Source organism: Amycolatopsis sp. FBCC-B4732, from assembly GCF_023008405.1.
Lineage (GTDB): Bacteria > Actinomycetota > Actinomycetes > Mycobacteriales > Pseudonocardiaceae > Amycolatopsis > Amycolatopsis pretoriensis_A.
The window spans coordinates 4,000,612-4,027,097 of record NZ_CP095376.1 but is presented as its reverse complement, the minus strand read 5'-3'; the positions used below and the strand labels follow the sequence as shown (position 1 = coordinate 4,027,097).

The following is a 26,486-nucleotide window of genomic DNA, read 5'->3' as shown; positions in this document are numbered from 1 at the left end:
GATCTCCACCCATGCGGTTCACCCCACGGGGCACCCGGTTCTTCGACCTGCTCACCGAGGCCGCGAGAAATCTGGTGACCGGGAGTGCGTTGCTGCGGGACCTGGTGGCGGCCCGTCCCGAGGACCGCGAAGCGCTCGCCAAGCGCCTGCACGAGGTCGAGCACCAGGGTGACGAGCTGACGCACACGATCATGGTGGAGCTGAACAGCTCGTTCGTGACGCCGTTCGACCGCGAGGACATCCAGGCGCTCGCCGGCAAGCTCGACGACGTCCTCGACTTCCTGGACACCGCGGCCGACCTGGCGGTGCTGTACCGGGTGGACGCGTTCCCGCCGGGCACGGACGTGCTGGTCCGCGTGCTGTGCCGGTGCGCGGAGCTGACCGCGTCGTCGATGCCGGGGCTGGCGAAGGTCGGCGACCTCGAGCCGTACTGGATCGAGGTCAACGAGCTCGAGAACGAGGCCGACCGCATCTACCGGCGGATCCTGGCCCACCTGTTCGAGCCGGGCGGGGACGCCCTCGAGGTGCTGAAGACCAAGGAGGTCGTCGAGCAGTTCGAGCTGGCCGCCGACGCCTTCGAGCACGTGGCCGACGTGGTGCAGACCATCGCGGTCAAGGAGTCCTGAGTGACGGGGACCGCCGCCCTGGTCACGGTGATCGTGCTGACGCTCGTCTTCGACTACACCAACGGCTTCCACGACGCCGCGAACGCGATCGCCAGCGCGGTGTCGACCCGGGCGCTGACCCTGCGGGCCGCGCTGGTGCTGGCGGCGGTGATGAACCTGGCCGGCGCGCTGCTGTCGACCGGGATCGCCGCGACGGTCGCCAAGGGCATCATCGACGTCCCGGCCGGCCCGGACGCGCTCACCGTGGTCTTCGCCGCGCTGCTCGGCGCGATCACCTGGAACCTGGTCACCTGGTACTTCGGCCTCCCGTCGTCGTCCTCGCACTCGCTGATCGGCGGCATGGTCGGCGCGGCGCTGGCGGCGGCGAGCACCGTGCACTGGGCGGGGATCGCGGAGAAGGTGCTGATCCCGATGGTGGCTTCGCCGCTGCTCGGGCTGATCCTGGGGTACGCGGCGATGGTCGCGGCGCTGTGGCTGCTGCGCCGGGCGAACCCGCACCGCAGCGGCCGGGTGTTCCGCCGCTTCCAGATCGTCTCGGCCTCGGCGCTCGCACTCGGCCACGGCCTGCAGGACGCCCAGAAGGGTATGGGCGTGATCGTGCTGGCCCTGGTGGCGGCCGGGCAGCAGACGACGTTCGCGGTCCCGCTGTGGGTGACCCTGGTGTGCGCCGCGGCCTTGTCGCTGGGCACCTATTCGGGTGGCCTGCGGATCATGCGGACGCTGGGCCGCCGGGTCTTCCCGCTGGACCCGCCACACGGCTTCGTGGCGGAGTCGGTGGCGTCGTCGGTGCTGTACGTGACGGCGTTCGCGGTGAAGGCCCCGATCTCGACGACGCACGTGATCACGGCGGCGATCATGGGGGTCGGCGCGACCCGGCGGCTCTCGGCGGTGCGGTGGGGGATCGCGCGGGACATCGTCCTGGGCTGGGTCCTGACGTTCCCGGCCGCGGCGGCGGTGGCGGCCGCGGTGTACCTGGTGGCGGACGCGCTCACCTGAGCGGGCGTTTGCCCGCTCCGCGTGCGGGAAACCGGGGGCCGACACCCGCACGCGGAAAGGGAGAGCCATGAAGGCAGTGACCTGGCACGGCAAACGCGACGTCCGCGTCGAAGAGGTGCCGGACCCGAAGATCGAGGAGTCGACCGACGCCGTCATCCGGGTGACGTCGACCGGCATCTGCGGTTCCGACCTGCACCTCTACGAAGTCCTGGGCGCGTACATGACCGAAGGCGACATCCTCGGTCACGAGCCCATGGGCGTCGTCGAGGAGGTCGGGGCCGACGTCAAGCACATCAAGCCCGGCGACCGCGTGGTGATCCCGTTCAACATCTCCTGCGGGCACTGCTGGATGTGCGACCGCGGCCTGCAGTCGCAGTGCGAAACCACGCAGGTCAAGGAGCAGGGCAAGGGTGCCGCGCTGCTCGGCTACACCCGGCTCTACGGGCAGGTCCCCGGTGGCCAGGCCGAGTACCTGCGCGTGCCGCAGGCCCAGTACGGCCCGATCAAGGTGCCGGACGGCCCGCCGGACGAGCGGTTCGTCTACCTCTCCGACGTCGTCCCGACCGCCTGGCAGGCCGTCGAGTACGCGAACGTCCCCGCCGACGGGACCGTGGTCGTCTTCGGGCTCGGGCCGATCGGGCAGATGTGCGCCCGGATCGCCCGGCACCGCGGGGCGGCCCAGGTGATCGGCGTCGACCTCGTGCCGGAGCGGCTCGCGCGTGCTCGCGAACACGGGGCCACCGCGCTCGACACCCGTGACCACAAGGACATCGGCGACAGCATCCGCCAGCTGACGAACGGCCGCGGGGCCGACTCCGTGATCGACGCCGTCGGCATGGAAGCGCACGGCGCCCCGGTCGGGAAGCTCGCGCACAACCTGGTCAACCTGCTCCCGCAGGCGATCGGCGCCAAGGTCACCGAGAAGGCCGGCATCGACCGGCTGAGCGTGCTCTACGCCGCCATCGACAGCGTCCGGCGCGGCGGCACGATTTCGCTCTCGGGTGTCTACGGCGGGATGGTCGACCCGATGCCGATGATGGAGCTGTTCGACAAGCAGGTCCAGCTTCGGATGGGGCAGGCCAACGTCCGGCACTGGCTCGACGACATCATGCCGGTGCTCACCGGCGACGGCGACCCGCTCGGCGTCGAAGGCTTCGCCACCCACAAGCTGCCGCTGGCCGAAGCCCCGCGCGCGTACGACATCTTCCAGAAGAAGCTCGACGGCGCCCAGAAGATCCTGTTGCAGCCCAACGCGTAACCCCGGGAGGGAATCGACCCTTGCGAGCCGTCACCTCGCTGCCGCACGAAATCACCGTGGCGGACCACGTCCGGATCCCCGCGTCCGACGGGACCGTCCTGTCCGCCCGCATCTGGCGGCCGGTCTCGTCGGACGCCGAACCGGTGCCGGCGATCCTCGAGTACATCCCCTACCGCAAGCGGGACCTCACCGCGCCGCGGGATTCGATCCACCACCCCTACCTCGCCGGGCACGGGTACGCGTGCGTGCGGGTGGACATCCGCGGCACCGGTGAGTCCGAGGGGATCCTGGCCGACGAGTACCTCGAACGCGAGCAGCTCGACGCCGAAGACGTCCTGGCGTGGATCGCCGCGCAGCCGTGGTGCACCGGTGACACGGGGATGATGGGGATTTCCTGGGGCGCGTTCGCCGCGCTCCAGGTCGCCGCGCGGAAGCCGCCGAGCCTGCGCGCCATCGTGATTTCGTCGTTCACCGACGACCGGTTCGCCGACGACATGCACTACATGGGCGGCTGCCTGCTTTCGGACAACGTCGCCGAGTCGGGCACGATGTTCGCCTACGCCACGCTGCCGCCCGATCCGGCCGTCGTCGGTGACCGGTGGCGTGAAATGTGGTTGGAGCGCCTGGAAAACTGCAGCCTGTGGATCGAGAACTGGCTCGGCCACCAGCGCCGCGACGACTACTGGCGGCACGCGTCGGTGTCGGAGAACCACGCCGACGTCCAGGTGCTGGTGCTGGCCTCGAGCGGCTGGGCCGACGGCTATTCCAACGCCGTCATCCGGTTGCTGGCGCACCTCGACGTCCCGCGGCGGGGGCTGATCGGGCCGTGGTCGCACAAGTACCCGCACCTCGGCGAGCCCGGGCCGGCGATCGGGTACCTCCAGGAAGTCGTGAAATGGTGGGACCACTGGCTCCGCGGCGAGGAGAACGATGCCATGGACGGGCCGATGCTGCGGACGTGGTTGCAGGAGAGCGTCCCGCCCTCGACGTCCTACGAGGACCGGCCCGGCCGCTGGGTCGGCGAGGCCACCTGGCCGTCGCCGCACGTCCAGCCCCAGCGGCTGCCGCTCGCCCCGCACCGCATCGCGCGGCCGGGGGAGAGCGTCGAGGACGAACCCCTGACGGTGTCTTCGCCGCTGTCGGTCGGGCAGTTCTCCGGGAAGTGGGCGTCCTACAGCGCCCCGCCGGACCTGCCCTACGACCAGCGCGAAGAGGACGGCGGGTCGCTCGTCTTCGACACCGACGTGCTCACCGAGCGGTGCGAAATCCTCGGCTCGCCGGTCGTGCGGCTGGAGGTGTCGGCCGATCAGCCGGTCGCGATGGTCGCGGCGCGGCTGTCCGACGTCGCACCGGACGGGCGCGCCACCCGCGTCACCTACGGGCTGCTCAACCTGACCCACCGCGACGGCCACGACGAGCCGGCGCCGCTGGAGCCGGGGCAGCGGCGCGCGGTCGAGATCGAGCTGAACGCCGTCGCGCAGGCTTTCCCGGCCGGGCACCGGATCCGGCTCTCACTGTCCACTTCGTACTGGCCGCTGGCGTGGCCGCCGCCGACCCCCGTGCTGCTGTCCGTCCACACCGGACACAGCGCGCTGGAGCTGCCGGTCCGGCCGGTCGGGCCGCCGGAGGGCGCGCCGCCGATGCCGGTGACCGCGCTGACGCCGGGGGAGCAGCGCTGGACCGTCTCGCGCGACTTGGTGGACTACCACTCCGCGCTCGACATCGTGAAGGACGCCGGGACCGTCGGCTTCGACGACCTCGACCTGGAAGTCACCCGGGACGTCCGGGAGCGCTACACGTGGGTCGCCGACGACTTCTGCTCGCCGGTGGCGGAGACCGCGTGGGACGTGACCTTCGCCCGCGGCGAGTGGGCGGCGCGCAGCGAGACGCACACCCGCGTGTCCTGCACGGACACCGAATTCGTCATCGACGCGCGGCTCGACGGCTACGAAGGGGCCCGCCGGGTCGTCTCGCGCAACTGGCACCGGCGGATCCCCCGCGCCCTGGTCTGAGTTTCGCGGGGGCCACACGGGGTACGCCACCTGCGTGCGGATCGTGATCACCGGAGCCACCGGGAACGTCGGAACGGCCTTGCTGGCCGCCCTCGAGCCCGGCCACGACGTGGCCGGGCTCGCGCGGCGCCTGCCCGACCCGGCGGCCGAGCCGTACCGCTCGGCGAGCTGGCACGCGCTCGACATCGGGGGCCCCGGTGCCGAGGAGGAGCTGACCACGCTGTTCGAGGGCGCGGACGCCGTCGTGCACCTGGCGTGGGCCATCTCGCCGCGGCGCGGCGAGCCGCCGATGTGGCGCACCAACGACGACGGCACCCGGCACGTGCTCGCCGCGGTGGCGGCCGCCGGGGTGCCGCACCTGGTCGTCGCGTCCTCGGTGGCCGCCTACGGGCCCGCGCCGCGCTGGGAGAAGGTCGGCGAGGACCACCCGTGCACGGGGATCGCCCGCAGCGCCTACAGCCGCGGCAAGGCCGCGCTCGAGTCGCGGCTGGACCGGTTCGAGGCGCAGCACCCGGAGGTCGGCGTGGCCCGGCTCCGGCCGTGCGCGATCCTGCAGCGGCGCGCGGCCGGCGATTTCGCCCGCTGGCTGCTCGACCCGGTGGTGCCCGCGCGGCTCGTCGGCGGACGGCGGCTGCCGGTTCCGCTGTGGCACGACCTGCGCGCCCAGGCCGTGCACACCGACGACGTCGCCGAGGCGATCCGGCTGATCCTCGGCCAGGGGTTCACCGGCCCGGTCAACCTGGCCGCGCCCGGGGTGCTCGACGCCGATGAGCTGGCCGCCGTCCTCGGTGGTCGCCGCCTCCCGGTGCCGAAGCCACTCGCCAGCGCCGCCGTCCTCGCGGCCTGGGCCGGCGGCGTGCTCCCGGTGCACCCCGGCTGGCTGGAGCTCGCCGACCGCGCCGCGCTAGCCGGTACCACGGTGGCGGAGACCGTCCTGGGCTGGCAACCTCGGTACGATGCCGCGTCCGCGATCGCCGAACTGGTCGCCGGGCTGCGCTCGGGTGCGGGGGCGGCGAGCCCGCCCCTGCCCCCGCCGCGCGGCTCCGGGGTACTGGCCCGGCTCCGCTCGCTCACCCGGGTCGGGCCGAGCCACCAGTCGCAAGCCTGAATTCCAGGAGGGCCAGTGAGTACGGAAGCCTTCGACGCGGTGGTGCTCGGCGCCGGGCACAACGGGCTGGTGGCGGCGAACGTCCTGGCCGACGCCGGCTGGTCGGTCCTGGTGCTGGAGGCGACCGACCACCCGGGCGGCTCGGTCCGCACCGCCGAGGTCACCGAGCCGGGCTTCCGCAACGACCTCTTCAGCGCGTTCTACCCGCTCTCGGCGGTGTCACCGGTGATCAAGGGCCTGCGGCTGGCCGAGCACGGCCTGCGCTGGCGGCACGCCCCCGACGTCCTGGCGCACGTGCTGCCCGACGACCGGTGCGTCGTGCTTTCGCGCGACCTCGACCGCACGGCCGCCTCGGTCGACGAGTTCGCCCCGGGCGACGGCGACGCGTGGCGGGGCCTGTTCGAGCAGTGGCGGGAGATCCGCGAGCCGCTGCTGAACGCGCTGTTCACGCCGTTCCCGCCGGTGCGCCCGGCGCTGAAGCTGCTGCGCCGCACCGGGACCGGGGACGCGCTGCGCCTGGCGCGCATGCTGACGCTGCCGGCCCGCCGGTTCGGCGACGAGCTGTTCACCGGTGAGGGCGCGAAGCTGCTCGTGGCGGGGAACTCCGCGCACAGCGACCTTTCCGTCGACAACGCGGGCAGCGCGGTGTTCGGCTGGCTGCTCGCGATGATCGGGCAGGACGAGGGCTACCCGGTCCCCGAAGGCGGTGCGGGCGAACTGGTCGCGGCGCTGGTCCGGCGGCTGGAGTCCCGTGGCGGACAAGTCCACTGTGGACGTCCGGTGCGGGAGGTCATCGTCGGTGACGGGCGCGCGCTGGGCGTGCGCGACGCCGCCGGCGACCCGGTCCGGGCGCGTAAGGCCGTGCTCGCCGACATACCGGCGCCGGTGCTCTACCGCGAGCTGGTGGGCGAGCGGTGGCTGCCCCCGCGGCTGGTCGAGGACCTCGGCAAGTTCGAATGGGACAGCGGGACGGTCAAAGTGGACTGGGCGCTGTCGGGCCCGATCCCGTGGACGAACGAAGCCGCGCGCGGCGCGGGCACGATCCACCTCGGCACGGACCTCGACGGGCTCGCGGCGTTCGGCGGCGAGCTGGCCCGCGGCCGGACCCCGCGCCGCCCGTTCCTGCTGCTGGGCCAGATGACCACGACCGACCCGACGCGCTCGCCGGCGGGCACCGAGTCGGCGTGGGCGTACACGCACGTGCCGCGCGGCACGATGGAGAACCGCTCGGCGCTGGAGCGGCGGGCGAAGCGGATCGAAGAGACGATCGAAGCCAACGCCCCGGGGTTCACCGGGCTGATCAAGGCGCGGTACCTGCAGGGTCCGGTCGAGCTGGCGGGGCGCAACCCGGGGCTGGTCGGCGGCGCGATCAACGCCGGTACGACGGCGATCCACCAGCAGCTGTTCTTTCGGCCGGTGCCGGGCACGGGCCGGGCGGACACCCCCGTGGACCGGCTGTTCCTGGCGGGCGCGTCGGCCCACCCGGGCGGCGCGGTCCACGGCGGCCCGGGCGCCAACGCGGCCCGCGCGGCGCTGGCCCGCGCCGGCCGCCTCGGCGGCGGCTACGCGGCGGTGATCCGGGCCGCCCACCGAGCCATCTACAGCTGAACCCGCGCACTACGGGCGCGGGTGGCCGTCCCGCGCGCGGGCGTGCTTGCCGGTGGCCAGGTCCGCGAGACGGGCCAGGGACTCGGTGTTGCGCGGCTTGACGACGAGCGCCTGCACCGCCGCCGGCAGCACCTTCCCGATACCGCGGACGATGTGCTCGGTCATCCGGACCAGCGTCGCTCCCTCGCCGTGCGGGACGAGCGTCAGCCCGACCGCCGCCGCGCCGAGCGGCCAGCCGTGCGCCTCCAGCGACAGCGACAGGCCCGGCTCGACCGCCCGCACCACCGTGACGTCCTGGATGTGCACCGGCCACGGGCCCACGCTGTGGTGGATCCGGGAGCCCACCGCGGGCCACCCGGGGTCGACGTCGCGGATGTGCGAGCTGCCGACCACCCAGCCGGCGTAGAGCCAGCCGTCGGCGAGGACGTCGAACACGGCATCGGGCGGTACGTCGATCACGCGGCTGACCTCGGTCACGGTTCCTCCTGGTCGTCGGGACGAAAGGGGAATACCCAGTGCCGGACGGGGTATGCCACCGCCGACCGAGCAGGAGGTGGCGATGGTGGCCAGGCGTGAGAGAGAACCCGAAGGACCGGGGGAGCTGTCCAAGCGCTCGTGGGGCGCGGTCCTCAAGCGCACGGTCAAGCAGTTCGGGCGCGACAACCTGACCGACTGGGCCGCCGCGCTGACCTACTACGGCGTGCTGTCGCTGTTCCCCGGCGTCATCGTGCTCACGGCGCTGCTCGGCCTGCTCGGCCCGGACAAGATCCAGGCCGTGATCGACAACGTCGGCCAGGTCGTCCCGGGTCAGGGCAAAGACGTCCTGATCGGCGCGATCAAGGAGCTGGCGGGCTCGCGCGGCCTGGCCGGGCCGCTGGCGATCATCGGCCTGCTCGGCGCGCTGTGGTCGGCGTCCGGGTACGTGGGCGCGTTCATGCGGGCGTCGAACGCGATCTACGGCATGCCGGAAGGCCGGCCGGTGTGGAAGGTCGTCCCGATCCGGGTGCTGCTGACGATCGGGATCGTCGTGCTGCTGGCGCTGTGCGCGCTGGGCGTGGTGGCCACGGGGTCGGTGGCGCGCCGGCTGGGCGACCTGGTCGGGCTCGGCTCGACCGGGGTGCTGGTGTGGGAGATCGCGAAGTGGCCGGTGATCGCGCTGCTGGTCAGCGTGGCGTTCGCGCTGCTGTACTGGGTGGGCCCGAACGTGCGGCAGCCGGGCTTCAAGTGGCTGACCCCGGGCGGCCTGCTGGCGGTGCTGCTGTGGGTGCCGGCGTCGGCCGGGTTCGCGCTGTACGTCGCCAACTTCGGTTCGTACAACAAGACTTACGGTTCGCTGGCGGGCGTGATCGTGTTCCTTGTATGGTTGTGGATCTCGAACCTGGCCGTGCTGCTGGGCGCCGAGCTCGACGCCGAACTGGCCCGCGGCCGCAGCATCGAAGCGGGGCGCGAGGAAGACCAGGAGGAGCCCTTCCTGCCGCCGCGGGACACCAAGGCGATGGACGAGGACGAGGCCGCGGACGTCGCGCGCGAGACGGAACGGAGCTGACCGGATGGCCGCCCGGATCACCGGACTGGTGCTCGACTGCCACGACCCCGACCGGCTGGCGGAGTTCTGGTGCGCGGTGCTCAGTTACGAGGTGATCGGGCACGAGCCGGACGGCCTCGAGCTGGGCCTGCCCGGTGCCGCACTGGGCGACGGACCCCCGACGCTGGTGCTGGCCCGCACGGACGACCCCCGCCGCGGCAAGCTGCCGCTGCACGTGGACGTGAACCCGGTGGGCGGCGACCAGGAGGCGGAGCTGGAGCGGCTGCTCGCGCTGGGCGCGCGCCCGGCGGACGTCGGGCAGGACGGCACGGAGTCGTGGGTGGTGCTGCAGGACCCGGAGGGCAACGAGTTCTGCTTGCTGCGCAAGGAGCTGGGTACGGCTTGAGCGGACGTCATGAACGACTCGTTCATGACGTCCGGCGAGGTGAACGACTCGTTCATGACGTCGGCGGCCGCGGCCGAACCGATCGCGGTGATCGACGCGATCGGGGGGTCCGGCTGGTCCGCGTGCACCAGCAGCGGGAAGCTGCGCCGGGCGATCACGACACCAGAGGTGCACGTCCTGCCGCCCGCGCTCACCTTGCCGATCGCGCGCGGCACGACCTCGTCGATCCAGTGCTCGATGCGGCTGCGGCCGCGGCGCTTCTGGCCGCCCGGTCAGCGGTCCTCGGCCGCGCAGCGGCGCCACTGCACGTGGTCGCCCGCGCGGTCCGCGTGCCACACCGCCGCACCCGAGTCGGATTCCCAGGTCGGCACCAGCCGCCCGGTCACGACGTGTCCTCGGGCCACCCGGCCGAACAGCTCCACGCCGTCCGCCCGGCGGGCCGCCGGGATCCACGCCGGGAAGCGGGTGCCGGGAAGCTTGCGTTCGATCCACTCCCGCGCCGAACCCTCGCTGCCGTGCTCGGATTCGACGATGCTCGACACCGGGCCGTCGCCGCCGACGGCGAGGCCGATCGAGGCGCGCCAGCGCACAGGTGAGGAGTCGGAAGTCATCGTCCTCAGGGTCCCGGACGGGCGTGTCCGCGGGCCAGTACACGTTCGGATGGATTGCCGTTCACTCACCGTGCCTCCTGGCGCTCACCGGACGTCCGCACCCTGATCGTTTTCCCCGTAAGAGTGACTTCCAATCTCACGATGCTTTGAGCAACCGCGCGCACGCCTTCTCCAGCACCGCGCGCGCGTCGTCACCCTCCAGCCGGGCCGCCCGCTTCAACGCCGGTGCGATGGTGCGCTCGTCGCGGTACGCCGCCACCAGCCGGGGGTCCACATAGGACGCCCGGCAGACCGCGGGCGTGTTGCCGAGCGCCCGGGAGACCTCCCGCATCACCCCGGCTTCCGCGCGTTTGCGGGCGGTCTCGGACGTCGGCGGGTCGGCCGCGGCGAACGCGGCCGCCGCCAGGACCGTCGCCGTCCACGTGCGCAGGTCCTTGGCCGAGCAGTCGTTGCCGGCCAGCTCCTTGAACCGCTCGTTGATGTCGGCCGCGTGCACCTCGTGCCAGGTGCCGCCCTCGCGGTAGGCGAGCAGCCGGTCGCTCCCGGACCGGCTGCGCAGGAGGGACTTCACCACCGAGGCCAGCGCCGCGTCGCGGATCGCCACCTCGCGGTCGAGGCCGCCCTTGGCGACGTAGCAGAAGCGGCATTCGTCGCCGCGGACGGCCGCGTGCGCACGCAGCAGCGTCGCGACGCCGTGGGTACCGTTCTCCTCCGCGTACTCCTCGCCGCCGGTGCGGAAGATCCCCCGGTCGAGCATGCGCAGCGCCGCCGCCAGCACCCGCTTCCTGGTGAGGCCGCGCCCGGCCAGGTCGGCCTCCACCGACTCCCGCCACCCGGGCAGCCGCCGGGCCATCGCCAGGACGCGGTCGTGCTTCTCCTCGTCCCGGTCACGTCGCCACTGCTCGTGGTAGAGGTACTGGCGCCGCCCGGCGTCGTCGGTGCCGACCGCCTGGACGTGCCCGTTCGGGTGCGGGCAGATCCACACGTCCCGCCAGGCCGGCGGGATGACGAGGTCCTTGATCCGCGCCAGCAGCTCCTCGTCGGTGACCGGTGAACCGTCGGGGTGTGCGTAGGAGAACCCCCGGCCGCGGCGGATCCGCCGGATGCCGGGGCCGCGCAGATCGCTGCGCCGGAGTCGGGTGCGTCCCATCGCCGCGAAGTACCCGCCCGGCGTACCGCGAAACCACGATTGCCGGCCGGCGGCGTGGGTACGCACGGCGAGAGCACCGGAAGGAGCGGGGATGACCACCGCAACCAAGCCATGGGCCGTCGTCACCGGCGCGTCCGGCGGGATCGGGCTCGAGCCGGCGAAGCAGTTCGCCCGGCACGATTCCGACCTCCTGCTCGCCGCCGCGGCCGCCGACGAGGTCCGCGCCTGCGGCACCCGGGTCGAGGCGGTCCGGACCGACCTCGCCGACGCGGCCGGGGTCGGAGAACTCGTCCGGCACGTGGCCGGCCGCCGGGTCGAGGCACCGGCCGTCAACGCGGGCGTCGGCAGCAACGGCGAATTCGCCGAGGACGCGCTGCGGGAAGACCAGCTCACCGTCGTCGACCTCGACGTCCGCTCGGCCGTGCACCTGACCAAGCGGACAGTGCCGGCGATGATCGGCCGCAGCAACGAGATCGCCGAAGCGGGGTTCGAAGCCCTGAGGGCAGGCGAGGGCAAGGTCGTGCCCGGTGCGGCGAAGAACAAGCTTCAGTCCGCGGCCTCCCGGGTGCTGCCGGACGAAGTCGAAGCCAAGCAGCAGGGCAAGATGATCCGGCCCGGATCGGCGGAGGAATGAGTGTCGTCAAAGACGCCGCGGTAGCGAAGGCGAAGCAGGTTCAGCGCGATTACGCCGGGGAAGCCGACCGGCCGCTGGCCGGCTACCTCGGTGCGATGGGTGTCTTCGCCGGCATCCTGGCCGCGTCACCGGTGCGCGCCTGCCCTGCCGCTGGTGACACGGTCCTGCTGGGCACGGCGACGTTCAAGGCCAGCCGCATGCTCGCCAAGGCGGCGATCACCAGCCCGCCGTTCACGAAGTACGAAGAGCCGGCGGGCGAAGACGAGCTGAACGAGTCCGTACCGGCGAAGGGCCACGCCGGACACGCCGTGGGCGAGCTCGTCTCGTGTCCGTTCTGCCTGGTCGTGGCGCCGCGGCCGACCCGGCTGGTGGCGACGGTGCTGACCGCCGTCGGCGTCGCCGATGCCCTGCACCTGCTCTACGACGCGGGCAAGAAGCTCGCCTCCGGTTGGCCGGGGTCCCGCTCAGTCGGGCCCGCGCCGCAGCGGACGGACCGCGGGGCCTTGCACGACTTCGCCGTCGACGCCGAAGCGGGAGCCGTGGCAGGGGCAGTCCCACGTCCGTTCCGCGTCGTTGAAGGAAACCAGGCAGCCGAGGTGGGTGCAGTGCGCGCCGACGGTGTGCAGCCGGCCGGCTTCGTCGCGGTGGGCGGCGACGAGCTCGCCGCCCACGCGCACGACTTCGGCCTCGCCGGGCCGGAGGTCGTCGAGCTTCTCCGACCGCCACAGCGCCGCCACGTGGTCGCCGACCAGGTACTTCGCCACCGTGAGGTTGTCCTGGGCGAGGCTGAGCGCCGAACGCGGGTCGAAGCGGTTGGGGTCGAACAGGTCCGCGGCCGGGTGCTCCTCGCCGAGGATCCGCGCGGCCAGCACGTGCCCGGCCGCCGTGCCGCCGGTCATGCCCCACTGGCCGAACCCGGTGGCCACCCACAGGTTCTTCGTCCCCGGCAGGTAGCGCCCGACGTACGGCAGCAGGTCCACAGTGGACAGATCGTGCGCGGACCACCGGTGGGTCACACGGTGCAGGCCGGCGTGCTCGTCCGCCCAGGCCGCCAGCCGCTGGTACCGGCGTTCGACGTGGACGTGCGCGCCCACGCGGTAGTGCTCGCCGCCCGCGATCACCATCGGCGTGCCCTGCTCGGTGTGGCCGCGCACGGAGTGGTGCGTGTCGGCGTCGAGGAACATGCCCGACGGCGGGGCGTTCCCGGCCGCCGGGCCCGCGACGACGAGGTCGCGCACCGGTTCGAGCCGGGCGAAGTAGAGGCCGCGGTCGAGCACGGGGTAGTGGGTGGCGACGACGACTTCGCCCGCCGCGACGTCGCCGCGCGAGGTCCGGACGGTCTGCCCGTGCACCGCGGTCGCTCGGGCGTTCTCGACGACGGTGCCGCCGGCCCGCTCGACCTCGGCGGCCAGCCCGAGCAGCCAGCGGCGCGGGTGGAAGTGCGCCTGCCCGGTGGTGCGGACGGCGCCGAGCGCGGGCACGTCGAGCGCGACGTCCTCGGTGAACGACGCCGGCAGCCCGGCCGCGGCGGCCGCGTGGGCTTCCCGCCTGAGCGAGTCCACGGTCTTCCCGCGCGTGGTGTAGACGTAGCTGTCGGCGCGGGTGAACCCGCAGTCGATCCCGAGCTCGGCCGACGTGGCGGCGATCCACTCGGTGGCCGCCGTCTGGGCCGCGGCGTAGGTCCGCGCGGCTCCGGCGCCGTGACGGGATTTGAGGTCCGCGTACTTCGCGCCGTGCTGCGCGCTCACTTTCGCGGTGGTGTGGCCGGAAACCCCGGCGGCGACGCGGTCGGCTTCCAGCACGACGACCGAGCGGCCCGCCCGCGAGAGCAGCAGCGCCGTCGTGAGGCCGGCGATGCCCGCGCCGAGCACCGCCACGTCGGCGGATTCCGGCACCGGGACGCCGGTGCGGTCGGGGGCGGGCGCGGTCTCGACCCACAGCGAAAGCGGTTCGGGCAGGGCAACCATGCGTGCGGGTGCCCGCTGGCGCGGTGGTCAAACCGGCCATCCGGCCCCGTTTCGGGGAATCGGGGCCGGGTAGCTCAAAAGGCATGGGTATCAACATCTTCGTGATCGGCCTGGACGAGGAGAACCAGCGGGTGCTGGAGCGCCTGCCGTGGGCGGGGAGCTACGAGTTCCACGGCCTGCTGACCCCCGAGGAACTGCAGCACGGGGACATCGACTTCGAAGCGCTGCTGAAGACCGCGCAACACGAACTGGACGCCTTCGACGGCGACGTCGGCGCCATCGCCAGCTACTGGGACTTCCCGGCGGCGACCCTCGTGCCGATCCTGTGCGCCCGGTACGACCTGCCCAGCGTGTCGCTGGAGGCGGTGCTCAAGTGCGAGCACAAGTACTGGAGCCGCCTGGAACAGCGGAAGGTGATCGACGAGCTGCCCGGCTTCGGCATCGTCGACCTCGACGGCGAACGCCCGTCGCCGCCGGCGGGCGTCGGGTTCCCGATGTGGCTCAAGCCGGCCAAGTCGTTCTCCTCGGAGCTGGTCTTCAAGGCGGAGAACGAAGCCGAATTCGCCGACGCGGTCGCCGAGATCCGGGACGGCGTCGGGCGGGTGGGGGAGCCGTTCGGCTACGTGCTCGACCAGGTGCAGCTGCCGCCGGAGATCGCCGACGTCGGCGGCGCGGCGTGCCTGGCCGAAGAGGCGCTGCACGGCGTCCGGGCGGCCGTCGAAGGCTACGTGTACCGCGGCGAGGTCATCGTCTACGGCGCCCTCGACTCGGTCAACTACCCGGACAGCTCGTCGTTCCTGCGCCACCAGTACCCGTCCCAGCTGGGCGAGGAGCCGGTGCGGCGGATGTGGGACGTCGCCGAGCGCGTGATGAGACAGCTCGGCTTCGACAACGGCACCTTCAGCATCGAATTCTTCTGCGACCCCGAGTCGGGCCAGGTGGCCCTGCTCGAGATCAACCCGCGGCACTCCCAGTCGCACGCCGAGCTGTTCGAGTTCGTCGACGGGGTCGCCAACCACGAGATCATGGTGCGGCTCGGCCTCGGCCAGGACCCGGGCCGCCGGGCCACCAAGGGCAGGTACCAGATCGCCGGGAAGTGGTACCTGCGCCGGTTCTCCGACGGCGTCGTGACGCGCGTGCCGACGCCGGCGGAGGTCGCGGCGGTCGAGGAGCGCGTCGACGGCACGCAGATCACGATCGTGCCCGAAGCGGGGCAGCGGCTTTCGGACCTGCCGGAGCAGGACAGCTACAGCTTCGAACTGGCGCAGCTGTTCATCGCGGCGCACACCGAGCACGAGATGGCCGAGAAGTACCAGGCCTGCGTGGACGCGCTGCCGTTCGAGTTCGAGTAAGCGCGAAGAAGGGGACTTCCCGCACAGCGCGCGGGAAGTCCCCTTCGGTTCACGGGTCAGCCCGACTGGGGGTCGGTGTCGTCGTGCTCGTCACCGCCCGAAGTTCCCTGCTCACCTCGGAGGGTTTCGCGCTGCGCTTCCGGTGTGTCCCCGTGCGGGTCGTCGCCGCGGGGTCCGCCGGCGGGCTCGGTGGGGTGCTGAGTACGGTTCTCGGACGTCATCGTGGGTCCTCCTTCGTGGTCCTTTGCGGATCGGATACCCCCGCGGGACCGCCCCAACCGCCTGGGGCCGATCGGTTTGCGGCGATCTTCGCCGGGTAGCCGGGGGCCGACGCGGTTGTCCGCCGGCGAGCGCGCCGGGCCCGCGGCGAGTGAAGGAGACCGAGATGACCACGTCGGCGGAACCCGTCCGCCCGGGCCCCTTGGCCGCCCGGACCGTCCTCACCGCGCCGCGATTGCTGCGCCTGCCCGGCGTCTACCGCCCGCAGGAGGACACCGCCCTGCTCGCCGCCGCGATCGCCGACCTGGCCATCACGCCCGGCGCACGGGCCCTCGACCTGTGCACCGGCACCGGCGCGCAGGCGATCGCGCTGGCCCGTCGCGGCGCGAGAACCGTGCTGGCCGTGGACCTTTCGCGCCGCGCGCTGGCTTCGGCCCGGCTCAACGCGCTGGTCCGCCAAGCCGCGGTGCGCCCGTGCCGGGGAGACCTGGCGACGGCGCTGAGCCGGGGCCCGTTCGACGTCGTGGTCGCGAACCCGCCGTACGTCCCGGCCCCGGCCGCGACGGTCCGCGCCACCCGCGGCTGGGACGCCGGGCCGGACGGGCGCGCGGTCCTGGACCCGCTGTGCGCGGTAGCGGGCTCGCTCCTGCGTCCCGGTGGCACGTTGCTCCTCGTCCAATCCGCACTGTCCGATGTGGACAAGTCGCGGGAAATGCTGGCGGCGCAGGGTTTGCGGACGTCGGTGGACCGGCGTGCGTGGATCCCGTTCGGACCGGTCCTTTCCGGACGGACGGAGTTCCTCGAAGCGGCCGGCCTGATCGCACCCGGCCAGCGGACGGAGGAACTGGTGGTGCTGCGTGCCGTCCGCTGACCGCCCGCGCCGGGTGACGGTGATCCCCGGCGGCCCGGTGCTCGTGGAGGGCCCGGTCGAACTGACCACCCCGGACGGCGAAGCCGTGCGCTCCGACCGGTTCGTGGTGGCGGTGTGCGCGTGCCGCCGGAGCAAGCGGTTCCCGTTCTGCGACACCAGCCACCGCAAACGGGTGCGCGGCAAGGACTGAAGCCGGTCAGGCCAGCGGGACCCGCAGGGAAGACTTCCCCGCCCGCCAGGACTCCAGGAGGTGCGCCCCGAACCGGCCCTCGAGGAACTCCGTGGCCTGGATGCCGAACACGACGTCGGCGGCCAGTTCGGGTTCCTGGGTGAGCAGGTCGCCGAGGACGTCGTGGCGCATCACCTGTTCGTGGACCGCGTCGGCTTCGATGTGCTCGGTGTAGAAGAAGCGGCATGCTTCCGGGGCGCCGAGGCGGCGCAGGGCCTGGTCCATCCGGTGCGCGGACGGCCCGGTGGTGATCTCGGCCGCGGCGAAGTGCCCGCACAGCGCGCCGCGCAACGAGCGGTGCAAGCCGAACAGCGACATCATGTTGACCACGGCCAGCATCGCGGCGGGGGCGTGGTCGATGAGCTCCAGGTAGCCGTCCGGGAGACCGGCCGCGCGCAGCAGGTCCGTGTACAGCCGCGCGTGCATCAGTTCCGCGCGGCCGCCGCCGAACTCGTCGAACTCCACCGCCACCAGGGCGGCCTTGGCCCGGCCGCGCAGGCGCGGGATCACCCATGCGTGCGGGTCGGCTTCCTTGTGGTGGTAGACCGAACGGTGGAGGAAGTACTCCTTCACCTGCGTCCAGTCACCGTGGTCGCGGAGGAAGTGCGAAACGCCTTCCGCGTCGACCGGCTCGACCAGCAGGGCGTCGAGTTCGGCGGCGACGTCCTCGCCGCCCGGCACGTTTTCGCGCAGGGCGGCGAGGAAGCGGGCCTCCAGCGCGCCGCGCAGGCGCAGCAGCTCGGGGTCCCATTCCCAGTCGGCCGACACCCCGGGCAGGCCCTGGTAGTGCAGTTCGTAGCACAGGTGCAGGGCCAGCTGGACGTCGTCGCCGAGCGGGTCGGCGGCCACGAGCGCGTCGAAGCCGAGGTCCGCGCGCGGCTGTTCGCGCAGCAGGGTCCCCAGCACCGATTCCGAGAGCGGGCCGCGGGCGGAGGGCAGGGTGGCCGCCGTGGTGGTGGTGGTGGTCGTCATGGCTTCCGGCTACCCCGTGCGCAGCGTTCCAAGCGCGGGCGGGACGGTCAGCGCGGTGAGCCACCCGACCGCGACCTCCGGGCCGCCGCGTCCGGCCACCGCGCGTTGCCGCACCGACCCGGTGCCGTCGGCGCGCAGCACCGCGACGAGCGCCTGGACCTCGGCCAGGTCGCCGCTGTCGGCCAGGGGCTCCCGGACGTGCGCCAGCAGCTGCTCGACCAGCGCCCACGCGGGCCGGCGCGTCCGCCCGGCGACGTCGACGAGCTGCCCGGTGAGACCGTGGCGCGCCGCGGCCCACACCGCGGCCGCGGCCACCTGCGGCGACAGCGGTTCCGCTTCGCGCCCGCGGCCGAGGTCGGCCAGCGCGCGCTGCACCAGCGCGCGGCTCAGCAGGGCCTGCAGCACGGCGTGATCGACGGTCAGCGCGGTGTCGGCGACCCGGAACTCCACGGTCGGGAACCGGCCGGACGGGCGGGCCAGCCAGAACGTCTGGTCCGGGTCGACGAGCGCCCCGCATTCGACGAGCGTGCCGACGGTCCGGCGGTACTCGGCGTGGTCACGCGCGTGCGGCGCGACGCCGAAGCCGGGGAAGCGGGACTGCAGGACCACCCGCCAGCTGTGGTAACCCGTGTCGCGCCCGTGGTCGAACGGCGAGTTGGCGGAGAGCGCGAGCAGCGTGGGCAGCCACCGGCCGACGTGGTTGACGACCGCGACCGCGGTGTCGGGATCGGGCACCCCGACGTGGACGTGGCACCCGCAGGCTTCGTAGTCGGCGACCACCGCACCGTAGGCGTCATCGATGTCGGCGTAGCGGCCCTCGCTCGCGGGCGGCGGCGTGGCGGGGCCGGGCCCGATCGGGGTCCCGGTGGCCAGGAGCGCGCAGTCTTCGGCCGCGGCGGCCCCGGCCAGCACCCGCCGGGCGCCCGTCAGCTGGTACCGCAGCTCGTCCGCGGTGGTGCAGACGCCGGTGGCGGCCTCGATCTGGGTGAGCCGCAGCTCGCGGTGCACCCGGGCCCCGTCGGGCAGCGGGCCGTGGTGGCGGTGGCGGGCCAGCACCTGTTCCGCGCACGGCGACGCGTGTCCGGTGCGCGGGTTGACGAGCAGGAACTCTTCTTCGACGCCCATCGTGGGCGGGCCGTCGGCCATGGCGGGCTCCTTCCGGGCGGCGCCCGGCCCGGATACCCGATCCGGGCGCGGAAACGCCTCCGGACCCGGGGTTTGTTTCGCCGCGAACCGGCGACGGGTAATCCAGGACAATGACCATTGACGAGCACCACCGCGCGGCGGGAACCGAACTGCCGGCGCACCGGCTGCCATCGCCGCGCGCTCCCGCCGACGGACTCACCGGCCGCACCCCCGACGCGATCGTCGTGGAGGTGACGGGCGACATCGACCTCTGCACGGTGCCCCGCCTGGAAGCCACGCTCGAGGAGCACCTCCGCGCGTGCCCCGGGGTGCTGCGCGTCGACCTGGGTGAGGTGCACTTCCTCGGCGCCGCCGGGCTTCGCGCGTTGGAGAGGGCGGCGGAGCAAGCCGCCGAAGCCGGCGTGCACCTCGTCTTCGACCCCGGCCGCTCCCACGCGGCGATCCGCGCGCTCGAACTGCTCGACCGCCTGCAGGGTTAGCCACGGCCGGTTCCGGCGGCTCGCCCTGAGTGGGTGGCTGCGGGTCCGGGCGCCGCCGACTTGGTGCAGCCGACCGGAGTGAGCGGCCGCGGGTCTGGCCGACCCGGTGCCGCCGATCTTGAGCTAGCGGCCCCCGACCCGGTCCGGCCTCGCCGAACCGGGTGAGCGGCTGCGGGAGCGGGTGTCGCCGCCCGGTGCAGCCGACCTGAATCAGCGGCCGCACGTCAGGCGCCGCCAACCTGGTGCAGCCGACCCGAGTGGACGGCCGCACGTCGGCCGCCGCCAGCCTGGTGAAGCCGATTTGAGTGAGCGGTCGCCGACCCGGTCCGGCATCGCCGACCCGGGTACGGCCGAGTGTCTAGCGGCCGCCCTCGGTCAGCAGGTCCACCACGTCTTCTCCGCGTTCCCGGTCCGCGAAGCGGCGCCGCTGCCGATCGGCGCCACCGCCCTCCGCGACCAGGCGCGCGATGCCGTCCCGTGCGAAGTCGAGGTCGCCCGCGGCTTCCAAGGCAGGTGCCGTTCGCGCCACCAAGTCGTCGAGCACGCTCTTCGCCGGAGCCAGATCTCCGTTGTCCGGGTGCGGGCAGCAGCCGGTGACGCCCTCCCGCGACGCCCGCCAGAGCTGGGCGCGCAGCACCTCGTTCGGCAACGGCGCCGGGGGAACGCCGCCGTCCAGCGCGGTCGCGACCAGGCCGCGGGCCAGCACCGCCAGCAGCACCGCTTCTTCGGGCGTCGCGGCGACGTCGGCGATGCGGAATTCGAGCGTCGGCTGCTTTTCCGACAGCCGGACGTCCCAGTAGATCATCGCGCGGTCGAGGATCGAACCCGCGCGCAGCCACGCGTCCACGATGCTTTCGTACTCGTCGAGCGAGGCGAACCGCGGTGGCGGCCCGGCCGAGGGCCAGCGGCTCCACTGCTGGTAGCGCCAGCTGCTGTAGCCGGTGTCGTAGCCGTCGGCGATCGCCGAGTTCGCGGTGATGGTGAGCAGCGCCGGCAGCCACGGGCGCACGCCGTTCAGCACCTGGACGCCGGTCTCCTTGTCCGGGATGGCGACGTGCACGTGGCAGCCGCACGTGAGCGAAGTCCGTGCGGTGGCACCGAAGTGCTCGGCCATCCGCTCGTAGCGCGCGTTCGGCGTGATGGTCGGCAAGTCCGCTTCGGACAGTGGGGGCGCTCCGGCGGGCAGCAGCCGGACGCCGCGCCGTCGTGCGGTGCCGGAGAGTTCGGCGCGCAGGCCGCGCAGCTGGCGCAAAGCTTCGGCGTGAGTGCGGCAGACGCCGGTCGCGGCCTCGGCCTGCGACCGCGTCAATTCGTGCTGCAGGTCGCCTTGGTCGTCGGCGGTCGCTTCGGCGGCGTCGACGACGTCGTCGCCGGCCTGGGACAGCTGACCGCGGCGATCGACGACGAAGAACTCCTCTTCGACGCCGAACGTCAGCACCTCGCCGGTCGGTTCGTTCACCGGTGTTCTCCTGGGGGGTCGGGAGTTCCGGCGAGTACCCGTGGCGCCGATCGCGCAAACGGCGTTTTCCGGGCGGCACGGAGGGTATCCGGGTGGTCATGAACTCCAGCGCCGCTGTGCCGCCGTCGCTGCTGGCCGCCGACGCCGGCGCGACCGTGCGCCGGCTGTCCCACCGCATCGGCGACGGCCACCTCGTCCCCCCGGTCGAGCTGTACCGCGTCCTCGGCGCCCTGCGGCTGCTGGCCGACGACCTCACCCACCTCCTGCCCGCCCTGCAAGGACGGCTGGAGGACGGTCTGCTCTCCGGCCAGGTGGTCCGCCACGGCGGCGGCGACACCGAAGCGGCGTGGGACTCGGTGGGCGAGGTCGGGCGGGCACTGGCGCACGCCGGGACCGTCGCGCTGCTCATGACGAAGGAACTGGAAAACTCCCAGGTCGCCCTGCGCGACCTGGCCACACCGTGAGGACACCGATGTCGACCGACGCGATCGTGCTGCTCAAGAACGACCACAAGACCGTGGAGAAGCTGTTCAAGGAGTTCGAAAAAGCGGGGGAGGACGCGTACCGCGAGAAGCGCCGCATCGCCGACTCGATCATCGAGGAGCTGACGGTCCACGCGTACATCGAGGAGGAGATCTTCTACCCGGCCGCGCGCGAAGCCGTGCCGGAGACGAAGGATCACGTCCTGGAAAGCGTGGAGGAGCACCACGTCGTGGTGTGGATGCTGTCGGAGCTGCGCGGCATGGACCCGAAGGACGAGACGTTCGACGCGAAGGTCACGGTGCTGACCGAAAACGTCCGCCACCACGTCGAAGAGGAAGAGGACGAGTGGTTCCCGCAGGTCCGCTCGGCCATGGGGCGCAAGCGGTTGCAGGAACTGGGGCAGCGGATGATCGACGCCCGGTCCGCCGCGCCCAAGAACCCGTTGGAGCTGAAGAGCGCGAAGGCCTAACGCCGGTCGGCCGGAGTGCGCCCCGATGTGGCGTTGGTTGCGTCCAACGCACCGAACGCCACATTGGGGCGCACTGCCGGACCGCGATCGACGAGCCTCCGACGCTAGCGCCGGGCCACGGCCCGGACGAACTCCAGGACGGCTTGGTGAGCACCTCGCCCGGCGGACCCCCGGGCGGGTACGGCGTGATCGTCTCCGCCGCGACGCGGGCCGAAGACGCGTCGCGCGGCAGCATCGCCGTCTTCAGGTCCAGCTCCTCAGGCGACGGGATGTCCACCTTCGGTGGCTTCCCGAACGAGGGCGCAGACTCGAGCGGAGCCCCGATCGCCTCGATGAGCGTGCTGGCCGCCTCCTCGTCGTCCGCACGTTGAGAAGAACGTGTGCTCGGTGCCGACCGCGTCGGCCAGGACACCCTGGCGCATCAGCCGGTCGTCGAGGCCGTTGAGGGCGATGCCGTCGGACTTGAACACGTCGGCGCCGACGACGTCCAGCACCCGCGGGTCGATGCCCCGTCCCTGCTCGTGGCCGGGGGCGTTGAACGGGACGTACCCCGCGTGGTGGTAGGCGCGCAGCGCGTCGAGCACCGGAGCTTGGCTGTGGTCCATCGCGGACGGGTAGCCGCGATCCGCCGGGCGAAACACCCTCTGGTGTCGACCGGGCGTGGTAAGGGTATTCCGGTGGGCATGGAGTGGCACGAGGAGCTGCACGAGCGGGCGGACGAGCGGGTCGAGGGGCTGGGGGAACGGCTGTGGGCGGTCGCCACCGCGCTGCACGAGCACCCCGAACTGTCCTATGAGGAGCACGCCGCCGCCGAACGCCTGACGCGGGAGCTGGCCGACGACGGCTTCGCGGTGGAGACGGGGACCGCGGGGCTGCCGACGGCGTTCACCGCGCGGGCCGGCAGCGGGCGGCCGTGCGTCGCGCTGCTGCTCGAGTACGACGCGCTGCCCGGCCTGGGGCACGCCTGCGGGCACAACCTCATCGCCGCGGCCGGGCTCGGCGCCGCGCTGGCGGCGAAGGACGTCCTCGCGGACAGCCCGGGTTCGCTGCTCGTGGTGGGCTGCCCCGCCGAAGAACGCGGCGGTGGCAAGGTCGCGCTGGCCGAAGCCGGTGTCTTCGACGACGTCGACGCGGCGCTGATGGTCCACCCCGGCGTCCACTCGTGGTCGTGGGCCCCGCTGACCGCGCAGGTGGAGCTGAAGGTGACCTTCCACGGCCGCGCCGCGCACCCGACCGGCGACCCGGAGGCGGGCGTCGATGCCCTGGCCGCGCTGATCCAGGCGTTCGGCGCGATGTCCGCGTTGCGCCAGCGCCTGCCCGCGGGCTCGCACATCCAGGGCATCATCACGCACGGCGGCGAGGCGACGAACATCGTCCCGGACCGGGCCGAGGGGCGCTTCGGCCTCCGCGCGCTGACGACCGACGCGCTGGACCGCCTGGTCGACGACGTGACGGCGGGTGCGCAGGGCGCGGCGCTGGCGACGGGCGCGAAGGTGGACGTCGAACGCGCCGGCCGCGGCTACGCGCACTTCCGCGACAACCCGGTGCTGTCGGAGCGGTTCACCGAGCACCTGGCGGCGTGCGGGATCCACGCGACCCCGCCGGCCCCTGGCGTGTACCTGGGCTCGTCGGACGTCGGCAACGTGAGCGTGCGCGTCCCGGCGATCCACCCGTTCGTCGCGATCACGGCGGAGGAGAACTCGGACCACACCGCGGAGTTCGCGGCCGCGGCGGCGAGTCCCCGCGGCCGGGCGGCGATGCTCGCCTCGGCGGCGGCGCTGGCCCGCACGGCGATCGACCTGCGTACCCACCCGGCCTTGGTCAGCCGGGCGTGGGACTGCTTCCGGGACCTGGCGCGCAACGGACGCTGAGCGCGCCGGCCGGCTCCGTCCTCTGTGGAGCCCCGTTCCGGCGGGCTTGACGCATACCCATATCGGCATATGATGACTCGCGTGGCCCGAGCAGCGACGACGACCGACACCTTCAACGCGGTCGCCGAACCCCGGCGGCGGCAGATCCTCGACGTCCTGCGGGGCGGTGAGCGGTCGGTCGGCGACCTCGTGGACCTGCTGGGCCTGGCCCAGCCGCAGGTGTCGAAGCACCTCCGGGTGCTGCGGGAGGTGGGCGCGGTGGACGTGCGCGGCGACGGCCGCCAGCGGCTCTACCGGCTCAACGGGCCCGCGCTCAAGCCGATCCACGACTGGGTCCGGCAGTACGAGCGAACCTGGTCCGAGCGGTTCGACCTGATCGACGACGTCCTCGAAGAACTCAAGGAACAGGAGCACTGACGTGGAGATCACCCTCCCGGCCGACGACCAGATCCTCATCACGCGCGAGTTCGACGCGCCCAAGCACCTCGTCTACCGCGTGTGGACCACGCCCGAGCTGGTGCGGCGGTGGTGGAGCGGGCAGCGGGGGACCACCGCCGAAGTCGAGCTGGACCTGCGCCCCGGCGGCCGCTGGCGGTACGTCCTGAAGACCGACGAGGGCACTGAAGTCGGCTTCCACGGCGAATACCGCGAGATCGTGCCCGACGAGCGGCTCGTCTACACCGAGGTGTTCGAGCAGCCGGGCGTGCCCCTCGACGCGGTGGACGGGCCGCTCAACACCGTCACCTTCACCGCGCTCGAGGGCGACCGCACGCTGCTGAGCCTGCTGACCGTGACCGGCAGCAAGGAACTGCGGGACTTGATCCACCAGTCGGGCATGGAGGTCGGCGTCCGGGAGCAGTTCGTGCTCATCCAGGAGCTGGCGGACTCCCTGCGTTAGCGGCACGCAGGAACCGCTCGCCCGTCTTCGCCAGTTCCGCGGCGAGCTCCGGGGTGTCCAGCACCTCGAAGTCCACTTCGAGCAGGCCCAGGTACAGCCCGAGCATCTGCGCGTTGTCGGAGCCGACCTCGGCGACGCAGCGGTCCGGGCCCTCCGGCGTCACGTCGACCGCGATCGGCAGCCGGGCGCGCACGTGGCCGGCCGGCGCGTGCAGCCGGACCCGGGCGTGGAAGCGCCACGTCGCCGCGCCCACGCTGTGCCGGACGAACCGCGCCACGTCGCCCTCGGGCGGCTCGCGCGGGGTGAAGCGCGGCCCGTTCGGCACCTTCGGCGTCATGCGGTCGACGCGGAACGTGCGCCAGTCGTCGCGGGTGGTGTCCCAGGCGACCAGGTACCAGCGCCGTCCCCAGCTGACCAGCCGGTGCGGCTCGACGTCGCGGCGGCTCGGCTCGCGCAGGTGGCTCGTGTAGTCGAAGCGCAGCCGCTCGCTCGCCCGGATGGCCGCCGAGATCGCGGTCAGCACGTCGGCGTCGACGGCCGGGCCCACGCCGGGCACCGAGACCGTCGCCGCCTGCAAGGCCTGGACGCGGTGCCGCAGCCGGGAGGGCAGGACCTGCTCCAGCTTGGCGAGGGCGCGCACTGACGTCTCGGCGATGCCGGCCACACCGGTCGCGGTGCGGAGGCCGACCGCGACGGCGACCGCTTCGTCGTCGTCCAGCAGCAGCGGCGGCAGTTGCGCGCCGGCGCCGAGCCGGTACCCGCCCTGGACGCCGGGAGCGGCCTCGACCGGGTAGCCGAGTTCGCGCAGCTTGCCGACGTCGGTGCGGACGGTGCGCGCGGTGACGCCGAGCCGCTCGGCGAGATCCGCGCCGGTCCAGTCGCGCCGCGTTTCGAGCAGCGAAAGCAGCCGGAGCAGGCGGGCGGAGGTCTGCAACATGTCCCGAGCCTCCCACGAATCGCGGAAGGAAGTCTTCCGCAATGGTTCGTAGCGTCCTGGGCATGACGAACGAAATCCGCCCCTTCCGCATCGAGATCCCGCAGGCCGAGCTGGCCGGCCTGCACCGGCGCCTCACCGACGCGCGGTTCGCCGACCCGGTGCCCGGCGACGAGCCGGACTGGTCCCGCGGCATCCCCACCGCGGTCGTCCGGGAGCTGGCCGAGTACTGGCGGGACGGCTTCGACTGGCGCGCGCAGGAGGCGGCGCTGAACGCGTTCCCGCAGTTCACGACCGAGATCGACGGGCAGACCATCCACTTCCTGCACGTCCGGTCGCCGCGCGCCGACGCCGTCCCGCTGCTGCTCACCCACGGCTACCCCAGCTCGGTCGCCGAGTTCCTCGACGTCGTCGGCCCGCTGGCCGAGGCGGGCCCGGACGCCTTCCACGTCGTCGTCCCGTCGTTGCCCGGGTTCGGGTTTTCGACGCCGCTGAGCGGACCCGGCTGGGAGCTGGCCCGCACGACGGACGCGTTCGCGGAACTGATGACGCGGCTCGGCTACGACCGCTTCGCCGCGCAGGGCGGCGACATCGGCGCGGGCGTCACCGGGCGGCTCGCCTCGCTGTACCCGGAGCGCGTCATCGGCACCCACGTCAACAGCGACCGCGGGACGATCGCGCTGGCGGGGGAGCAGCTTCCGGTGCCGGAAAACCTGTCCGCGGCCGAACAGTCCGAATTGGACACCGCCCGCGAGGCGTGGAAAGCCGGCCGCGGTTACCTGGACCTGCAGTCGCACAAACCGGAGACGATCGCCGCCGCGCTCACCGATTCCCCGGTCGGGCAGCTGGCCTGGATCGCGGAGAAGTTCCAGGCGTGGACCGGCGACGGCGTCGACCGCGACCGGCTCCTGACGAACGTGAGCCTCTACTGGTTCACCCGCAGCGGCGCGACCGCGGCCCGGTTCCTCTACGAGGCCGCGCATTCCGGGCACGGCTGGCTGACGCCGTCGGCCGTCCCGGCGGGCTGGGCGGTGTTCGACGCCTCGCCGGTGGTCCGGCGGATCATGGACCCGGAGGAGAAGATCGCGCACTGGTCGGAGTTCGCCACGGGTGGCCACTTCGCCGCGCTGGAGGAGCCGGAGCTGCTGGTGGCCGACATCCGCGCGTTCTTCCGCGGCCTGCGGTGAACGTCCGCGCGCCCCT

The 26,486-nt window shown here is 73.0% G+C and carries 29 protein-coding genes and 1 pseudogene; 20 read left to right on the top strand and 10 right to left on the bottom strand.

Going from position 1 to position 26,486, the window contains the following annotated elements; genetic code table 11:
• Positions 1 to 11: 11 nt before the first annotated feature.
• The 6 genes from MUY14_RS17425 (at position 12) to MUY14_RS17400 (ending at position 7,608) form a co-directional block, all read left to right on the top strand.
• Positions 12 to 626, top strand: a complete 615-nt coding sequence (locus MUY14_RS17425; RefSeq protein ID WP_247024052.1) for a DUF47 domain-containing protein — start codon at positions 12 to 14, stop codon at positions 624 to 626.
• On the top strand, positions 627 to 1,622 hold the full coding sequence (locus tag MUY14_RS17420; RefSeq protein WP_247024051.1) for an inorganic phosphate transporter: 996 nt from the start codon (positions 627 to 629) through the stop codon (positions 1,620 to 1,622).
• A gap of 67 nt (positions 1,623 to 1,689) precedes the next feature.
• Complete coding sequence (locus MUY14_RS17415) at positions 1,690 to 2,880, top strand: zinc-dependent alcohol dehydrogenase (protein ID WP_247024050.1); 1,191 nt, start codon at positions 1,690 to 1,692, stop codon at positions 2,878 to 2,880.
• Between the two features lie 20 nt (positions 2,881 to 2,900).
• Positions 2,901 to 4,892, top strand: coding sequence for a CocE/NonD family hydrolase (locus MUY14_RS17410; protein ID WP_247024049.1), 1,992 nt, complete (start codon positions 2,901 to 2,903; stop codon positions 4,890 to 4,892).
• 34 nt (positions 4,893 to 4,926) lie between these two features.
• Positions 4,927 to 6,000: an NAD-dependent epimerase/dehydratase family protein gene (locus MUY14_RS17405; RefSeq protein ID WP_247024048.1), complete on the top strand. Its 1,074-nt coding sequence runs from the start codon at positions 4,927 to 4,929 to the stop codon at positions 5,998 to 6,000.
• 15 nt (positions 6,001 to 6,015) lie between these two features.
• Positions 6,016 to 7,608, top strand: a complete 1,593-nt coding sequence (locus tag MUY14_RS17400) for an NAD(P)/FAD-dependent oxidoreductase (protein WP_247024047.1) — start codon at positions 6,016 to 6,018, stop codon at positions 7,606 to 7,608.
• A 9-nt stretch (positions 7,609 to 7,617) separates the two neighbouring features.
• Here MUY14_RS17400 and MUY14_RS17395 read toward each other — a convergent pair whose 3' ends face one another.
• Positions 7,618 to 8,085 carry an SRPBCC family protein gene (locus MUY14_RS17395; RefSeq protein ID WP_247024046.1) on the bottom strand — a complete coding sequence of 156 codons (468 nt, stop codon included), beginning with the start codon at positions 8,083 to 8,085 and terminating at the stop codon, positions 7,618 to 7,620.
• 52 nt (positions 8,086 to 8,137) lie between these two features.
• On the opposite strand from MUY14_RS17395, the gene MUY14_RS17390 reads away from it, so the two are divergent.
• A complete protein-coding gene (locus tag MUY14_RS17390; RefSeq protein WP_247024045.1) occupies positions 8,138 to 9,154 on the top strand; it encodes a YihY/virulence factor BrkB family protein in 1,017 nt (338 codons plus the stop codon).
• A 4-nt stretch (positions 9,155 to 9,158) separates the two neighbouring features.
• Entirely contained in the window at positions 9,159 to 9,539 is a 381-nt protein-coding gene (locus tag MUY14_RS17385; protein ID WP_247024044.1) for a VOC family protein, read from the top strand.
• Positions 9,540 to 9,811: 272 nt separating this feature from the next.
• Here MUY14_RS17385 and MUY14_RS17375 read toward each other — a convergent pair whose 3' ends face one another.
• Both MUY14_RS17375 and MUY14_RS17370 read right to left on the bottom strand, forming a co-directional pair.
• Positions 9,812 to 10,150: a hypothetical protein gene (locus MUY14_RS17375; protein ID WP_247024043.1), complete on the bottom strand. Its 339-nt coding sequence runs from the start codon at positions 10,148 to 10,150 to the stop codon at positions 9,812 to 9,814.
• Between the two features lie 136 nt (positions 10,151 to 10,286).
• Positions 10,287 to 11,300 carry a DNA topoisomerase IB gene (locus MUY14_RS17370; protein ID WP_247024042.1) on the bottom strand — a complete coding sequence of 338 codons (1,014 nt, stop codon included), beginning with the start codon at positions 11,298 to 11,300 and terminating at the stop codon, positions 10,287 to 10,289.
• A 91-nt stretch (positions 11,301 to 11,391) separates the two neighbouring features.
• Here MUY14_RS17370 and MUY14_RS17365 point away from each other — a divergent pair, with 91 nt between their 5' ends.
• Positions 11,392 to 11,934, top strand: coding sequence for an SDR family NAD(P)-dependent oxidoreductase (locus MUY14_RS17365; RefSeq protein ID WP_247024041.1), 543 nt, complete (start codon positions 11,392 to 11,394; stop codon positions 11,932 to 11,934).
• Positions 11,931 to 12,344 (top strand): annotated as a pseudogene (locus MUY14_RS17360) (DUF1360 domain-containing protein); the annotation flags it as partial. The gene MUY14_RS17365 and the pseudogene MUY14_RS17360, both read left to right, overlap by 4 nt.
• Positions 12,345 to 12,398: 54 nt before the next feature.
• Here MUY14_RS17360 and MUY14_RS17355 read toward each other — a convergent pair.
• On the bottom strand, positions 12,399 to 13,901 hold the full coding sequence (locus MUY14_RS17355) for an FAD-dependent oxidoreductase (RefSeq protein WP_247024040.1): 1,503 nt from the start codon (positions 13,899 to 13,901) through the stop codon (positions 12,399 to 12,401).
• 83 nt (positions 13,902 to 13,984) lie between these two features.
• On the opposite strand from MUY14_RS17355, the gene MUY14_RS17350 reads away from it, so the two are divergent.
• Positions 13,985 to 15,253, top strand: a complete 1,269-nt coding sequence (locus MUY14_RS17350; protein WP_247024039.1) for an acetyl-CoA carboxylase biotin carboxylase subunit family protein — start codon at positions 13,985 to 13,987, stop codon at positions 15,251 to 15,253.
• A 56-nt stretch (positions 15,254 to 15,309) separates the two neighbouring features.
• Here MUY14_RS17350 and MUY14_RS17345 read toward each other — a convergent pair whose 3' ends face one another.
• Positions 15,310 to 15,474 (bottom strand): hypothetical protein, encoded by a 165-nt coding sequence (locus tag MUY14_RS17345; RefSeq protein ID WP_247024038.1) that lies wholly within the window; start codon positions 15,472 to 15,474, stop codon positions 15,310 to 15,312.
• A 164-nt stretch (positions 15,475 to 15,638) separates the two neighbouring features.
• Between MUY14_RS17345 and MUY14_RS17340 the strand changes: the two genes are divergently transcribed.
• Together MUY14_RS17340 and MUY14_RS17335 are read left to right on the top strand one after the other, a co-directional pair.
• Entirely contained in the window at positions 15,639 to 16,343 is a 705-nt protein-coding gene (locus tag MUY14_RS17340; protein ID WP_247024037.1) for a methyltransferase, read from the top strand.
• Positions 16,330 to 16,533: a CDGSH iron-sulfur domain-containing protein gene (locus MUY14_RS17335; protein WP_247024036.1), complete on the top strand. Its 204-nt coding sequence runs from the start codon at positions 16,330 to 16,332 to the stop codon at positions 16,531 to 16,533. Before MUY14_RS17340 ends, MUY14_RS17335 begins: the two co-directional genes overlap by 14 nt.
• A gap of 6 nt (positions 16,534 to 16,539) precedes the next feature.
• Here the strand turns inward: MUY14_RS17335 and MUY14_RS17330 are convergent, their stop codons facing one another.
• Both MUY14_RS17330 and MUY14_RS17325 read right to left on the bottom strand, forming a co-directional pair.
• On the bottom strand, positions 16,540 to 17,544 hold the full coding sequence (locus MUY14_RS17330; protein ID WP_247024035.1) for an iron-containing redox enzyme family protein: 1,005 nt from the start codon (positions 17,542 to 17,544) through the stop codon (positions 16,540 to 16,542).
• Positions 17,545 to 17,553: 9 nt separating this feature from the next.
• Entirely contained in the window at positions 17,554 to 18,690 is a 1,137-nt protein-coding gene (locus MUY14_RS17325) for a glutamate--cysteine ligase (RefSeq protein ID WP_247024034.1), read from the bottom strand.
• Positions 18,691 to 18,800: 110 nt separating this feature from the next.
• Here MUY14_RS17325 and MUY14_RS17320 point away from each other — a divergent pair, with 110 nt between their 5' ends.
• Positions 18,801 to 19,169 carry an STAS domain-containing protein gene (locus MUY14_RS17320; RefSeq protein WP_247024033.1) on the top strand — a complete coding sequence of 123 codons (369 nt, stop codon included), beginning with the start codon at positions 18,801 to 18,803 and terminating at the stop codon, positions 19,167 to 19,169.
• Positions 19,170 to 19,527: 358 nt separating this feature from the next.
• Here MUY14_RS17320 and MUY14_RS17315 read toward each other — a convergent pair whose 3' ends face one another.
• Complete coding sequence (locus MUY14_RS17315) at positions 19,528 to 20,628, bottom strand: glutamate--cysteine ligase (RefSeq protein ID WP_247024032.1); 1,101 nt, start codon at positions 20,626 to 20,628, stop codon at positions 19,528 to 19,530.
• A gap of 98 nt (positions 20,629 to 20,726) precedes the next feature.
• Between MUY14_RS17315 and MUY14_RS17310 the strand changes: the two genes are divergently transcribed.
• Together MUY14_RS17310 and MUY14_RS17305 are read left to right on the top strand one after the other, a co-directional pair.
• On the top strand, positions 20,727 to 21,092 hold the full coding sequence (locus MUY14_RS17310; RefSeq protein ID WP_247024031.1) for a hypothetical protein: 366 nt from the start codon (positions 20,727 to 20,729) through the stop codon (positions 21,090 to 21,092).
• 8 nt (positions 21,093 to 21,100) lie between these two features.
• A complete protein-coding gene (locus tag MUY14_RS17305) occupies positions 21,101 to 21,580 on the top strand; it encodes a hemerythrin domain-containing protein (protein ID WP_247024030.1) in 480 nt (159 codons plus the stop codon).
• A gap of 257 nt (positions 21,581 to 21,837) precedes the next feature.
• On the opposite strand, the gene MUY14_RS17300 is transcribed toward MUY14_RS17305, so the two are convergent.
• Positions 21,838 to 22,185, bottom strand: a complete 348-nt coding sequence (locus tag MUY14_RS17300; protein WP_396126814.1) for a hypothetical protein — start codon at positions 22,183 to 22,185, stop codon at positions 21,838 to 21,840.
• A 78-nt stretch (positions 22,186 to 22,263) separates the two neighbouring features.
• Here MUY14_RS17300 and MUY14_RS17295 point away from each other — a divergent pair, with 78 nt between their 5' ends.
• From MUY14_RS17295 to MUY14_RS17285, 3 genes are all read left to right on the top strand, one after another.
• The gene (locus tag MUY14_RS17295) at positions 22,264 to 23,451 is read left to right on the top strand and encodes a M20 family metallopeptidase (RefSeq protein ID WP_247024029.1); all 1,188 of its coding nucleotides are present in this window, start codon (positions 22,264 to 22,266) and stop codon (positions 23,449 to 23,451) included.
• Positions 23,452 to 23,532: 81 nt separating this feature from the next.
• Positions 23,533 to 23,868 carry a helix-turn-helix transcriptional regulator gene (locus MUY14_RS17290; protein ID WP_247024028.1) on the top strand — a complete coding sequence of 112 codons (336 nt, stop codon included), beginning with the start codon at positions 23,533 to 23,535 and terminating at the stop codon, positions 23,866 to 23,868.
• Between the two features lies 1 nt (position 23,869).
• On the top strand, positions 23,870 to 24,349 hold the full coding sequence (locus MUY14_RS17285; RefSeq protein ID WP_247024027.1) for an SRPBCC family protein: 480 nt from the start codon (positions 23,870 to 23,872) through the stop codon (positions 24,347 to 24,349).
• Here MUY14_RS17285 and MUY14_RS17280 read toward each other — a convergent pair.
• A complete protein-coding gene (locus MUY14_RS17280) occupies positions 24,318 to 25,286 on the bottom strand; it encodes a YafY family protein (RefSeq protein WP_247024026.1) in 969 nt (322 codons plus the stop codon). The two genes, MUY14_RS17285 and MUY14_RS17280, sit on opposite strands and share 32 nt — an antisense overlap.
• A 62-nt stretch (positions 25,287 to 25,348) precedes the next feature.
• Between MUY14_RS17280 and MUY14_RS17275 the strand changes: the two genes are divergently transcribed.
• Positions 25,349 to 26,470 carry an epoxide hydrolase family protein gene (locus MUY14_RS17275; protein WP_247024025.1) on the top strand — a complete coding sequence of 374 codons (1,122 nt, stop codon included), beginning with the start codon at positions 25,349 to 25,351 and terminating at the stop codon, positions 26,468 to 26,470.
• The last annotated feature ends 16 nt before the right edge of the window (positions 26,471 to 26,486 follow it).